Origin of the sequence: Kamptonema animale CS-326 (genome assembly GCF_028330895.1) — a bacterium.
GTDB lineage: Bacteria > Cyanobacteriota > Cyanobacteriia > Cyanobacteriales > Microcoleaceae > Kamptonema > Kamptonema formosum.
Genome location: NZ_JAQMUA010000313.1, coordinates 1 through 3,448 on the forward strand (window position 1 = coordinate 1; position 3,448 = coordinate 3,448).

A 3,448-nucleotide genomic window follows, 5' to 3' on the forward strand; every position below is an offset into this window, starting at 1 on the left:
CCAATTACCCATTACCCATTACCCATTACCCATTACCACTATCTTATGCTTTGTTTAGACTTACTAGAATTGCGATTTCTGGGTACTCTGCGACTAGGACGAGGAGAACTTAGATTAGTGGCTCTACGCTGCGATAAGCTTTGAGCAGAAGAACTTAAACCCAAATCTTCCAAAATTTCTATAGCAGCTCTTTCTCCTGTTTCACAACCTCCTTCCATATAACCCTGATTTTCTAAAGAAGTGTGTTCTCCAGCAAAATATAGATTGCCTGCACGCTCTCCTTCTACGCCATACATTCGAGTCCATTGCCCGACTAAATAACAGGCATAAGAACCTTGGAAAAAACGTTCTCCTGGCCAGAAAGCTCTGACAGCATTACCAATACGAGCGTCTTTAACTCCGGGAAAAACTTTATCAAATTGTGACACAAATCTTTGTGCTTGGTCTTCTGGCGTACCGCTACCAAGGGCTAAACCTTGTCTACCACCAAGAAATTCAGTTACTAAACCGTTGCCAGTGGGAGCAAAAGGTGTTGGTTCCCAAGTAGTTTGAAATCCTAAATCTGAGTAAACAGCGGCAGTTGAACGATAAAATTCACGCCAAACTCGGCTTTTGTAAGCTGTAATTAATTTGCTATTAGTACCGTAGCCCAAATTATTAATAGCAAACCGTTTTTCGCGGGACAAATTGACATTAAGCTGAACTTGCCGCAGTGTGGTGAAAGGCAAGGCGAATAAAATCCGCTCGTAGGTGCGGTCAAAAGCACTTTGTCCTGAGCGTAAACTGACTCGGTAACGACCATCAGAGAGAGTATTTACAGCTTCTAAAACTGTGGCAGTTTCAATCGAATCGGCTACTAAATTTGTTAGTCCTTGGATAATTTTTTCGTTGCCACCTTCGATTTGATACCGCTTATCGTTGTTTCCAGTGACACTAAAGTTGTTGGTTTCAGTGCCGATTAAAAATAGCATATTGAGACAAGATTGTTCTTCAACGTCGCGGCCATATTCAGCTATGTAAGCAATCCGCAACAATTGACGAATGATGGTGCTAGTTTCGGCATTGTCTAAATATTCAGCAAGGGAAGTATTGTCTAAGGTTTCTGCTGTTTCATTAGCTGATTTGTAGCTAAGAGTGTCTCCAATTGCGGCTAAATCTGCTTCAATTTTCTGGGCTAAGGGAGCAAAATCTGTGGTTAATTGTGCGAGGGTGACTCTGCGACCTTGGAAGTAAAAAGTATTATCAACAAACCTTTCTTGAACTTGTTTAAGGTCGATCGCCATTAAACCGAGTTCTGTTGCTAAAGATATTAAACTGGTGTGGCTGGTGCTGATGAATTCTCCACCTAGTTCGGCTGAGATGATTGTACTTCCTACTTTGGGCGAGGTACGAATGCGGCCGCCTGGGCGGTTTGTAGCCTCTACAATGTCGGTGCGAATTCCTGCTTGGCGGAGGCGGTAGGCGGCTGTTAACCCTGCAATTCCGCCGCCGACGATTAAAATGGGGGATCTTCCTGTGTCTTGGGCAAGGGCGCGGTGTCCGTCTCGCGTGAAGGTGGTGGCTGCGATCGCCCCGGCTGCGGCTAAGCCACCGTGTAGCAGACGACGGCGAGAGACACGATTTTCCAAGGTGCGATCGCTCGCTTTATCTAAGAGCTCATCCGCCGGAATTCCTGTTTTAATTGAGGTCTGGGCAATGCTGTAGGCACGGCGCAGCGTTGCCATCAAGTCAGATTTAGCCATACTCCAGGGACACTCACAAGTATTTTTTGCAGAATTATGATGATAGATTTAATTTCGTAAATCCAAGTACAATTTACAAGAGTGAATAGTACAATACTATGGAACGGTTTGCACCCTAAGTCAGTGAGAGAATTTTTTAGGAATGTTAGACCTTAGAAGCTTATTCGACAACGCCTTTTATCTGGAAAACAACCCTGATGTCGGTTTGGCGATCGCCAACGGCAAAGTTTCTAGTGGGTTTGACCACTTTAACAGATTTGGCAAATTTGAAGATCGAGATCCCAATATTCTATTCGATACTAGCTATTATCTAGAAACAAACACTGATGTAGCAGCCGCAGTCGAGGAAGGAAAAATTACAGCCGCCGATCATTTTATCAGATTTGGTCAATTTGAACGCCGCAACCCTAACCCTTTATTCGATACGGCCTTTTATGGGTCGAATAATCCAGATGTGACCGCAGCGGTACAACGAAATCAACTCACTCTTGCAGAACATTACCTCAAGTTAGGTCAATTTGAAAACCGCCAGCCGAGTCTTCTTTTTGACCCTGATTATTATCTGCAAAAATACCCGCTTGTAGCAGCAGCCGTAAATAACGGTGTAGTCAGAAGTGCCTTTGAGCATTATCTCCGCTTTAGCTTAGAAGAAACTCTTGTTAGCGTTCCCCCCACTCAAAGCGAAGATTTAACCTCGGCTCGTAGTCTGGGTGTACTGGATGGAAGTCAAGGTGTGAGCGACTTTGTAGGTGATACTGAACCTGTGGATATTTACAGTTTTCTCCTCAATTCTCCTAGCAATTTCAGTTTAACTCTGGACGGTTTGAGTGCAGATGCAGATGTAGAATTACTTCAGGATATCAACCGCGATGGGATAGTTGGCCTCAATGGTTTAGTGGATTCCTCGACGAATTTCGGGACGGCTTCGGAACAAATTATTACTTCAAGACCTTTACCTGCGGGTCTTTATTTTGTCCGCGTTTCTCAATTTCAAGGTAATACTAATTATGACCTAACATTAGCATCCTCATCAAGTTAGGGAACTAATTGAGGATCTTCTGGTGTAGGAGAAGCAGGGAGAGATTGAATGGGTATATCTGGCCAATTAGAACGAGATTTGATCGAAGTGCTGGACACTAAAGCATAACCCAAAACAGCGGGTAAAACCATAGCTGCGAGTAATACGATCGCGCCTAGCATCGCCAGCCAATTTGAGCCTGAGCCATAGTGCGATCGATAGGGATCAAAACGTGGTAAATCCGACCTTTCCATGTCACGCATCGCGATCGGGCGCTTAAACCGCACTCGGCGATCGTCCAGCTTTTCTAATAAAATCCAGCCTACTTGCGCCTCTTCTTCACACAGCCGATGGAAAATAGCAGGATTACGGAATAAATCGCTCGATGCCCGCACAATCTTAAACTCCCAGCCAATTAATTGAGAATCCTTAAAACCGGAGTTGGGATTGCTATTTGATTGTATCCGATCTGTCACCGGAATATTATCATCCTTAGATTCGTAGTGCGTCAAAATTTCTTCCTCCTCACTTTGTTGAGCTTCAACAAACTGATAGCGGTGCAGCCAACCGCCAAAGATTACAGCCTCAATGCCGAGACTACCAACCATTAGACTCCAAATCACAATTGCAAACATATAGCTAGGGGCTAGGGGCTAGGGGCTAGGGGCTAGGGGAAGAGAGGGGGAGC

General features: G+C 44.6%; 3 protein-coding genes. 1 reads left to right on the top strand and 2 read right to left on the bottom strand.

The features are described 5' to 3' along the window. Nucleotides 1-38 precede the first annotated feature (38 nt). Nucleotides 39-1,742, bottom strand: coding sequence for a flavin monoamine oxidase family protein (locus PN499_RS18025; RefSeq protein WP_272033475.1), 1,704 nt, complete (start codon nt 1,740-1,742; stop codon nt 39-41). Between the two features lie 142 nt (nt 1,743-1,884). Here PN499_RS18025 and PN499_RS18030 point away from each other — a divergent pair, with 142 nt between their 5' ends. After that, nucleotides 1,885-2,781: a PPC domain-containing protein gene (locus PN499_RS18030; protein WP_272033476.1), complete on the top strand. Its 897-nt coding sequence runs from the start codon at nt 1,885-1,887 to the stop codon at nt 2,779-2,781. On the opposite strand, the gene PN499_RS18035 is transcribed toward PN499_RS18030, so the two are convergent. Continuing rightward, the gene (locus tag PN499_RS18035) at nt 2,778-3,395 is read right to left on the bottom strand and encodes a hypothetical protein (RefSeq protein ID WP_272033477.1); all 618 of its coding nucleotides are present in this window, start codon (nt 3,393-3,395) and stop codon (nt 2,778-2,780) included. The genes PN499_RS18030 and PN499_RS18035 overlap by 4 nt on opposite strands. Nucleotides 3,396-3,448: the final 53 nt, after the last annotated feature.

Excerpts from the sequence above, each read along its gene's own strand:
- PN499_RS18030 (WP_272033476.1), top strand. The coding sequence starts at position 1,885 with ATGTTAGACCTTAGAAGCTTATTCGACAACGCCTTTTATCTGGAAAAC.
- PN499_RS18025 (WP_272033475.1), bottom strand. The coding sequence starts at position 1,742 with ATGGCTAAATCTGACTTGATGGCAACGCTGCGCCGTGCCTACAGCATT.
- PN499_RS18035 (WP_272033477.1), bottom strand. The coding sequence starts at position 3,395 with ATGTTTGCAATTGTGATTTGGAGTCTAATGGTTGGTAGTCTCGGCATT.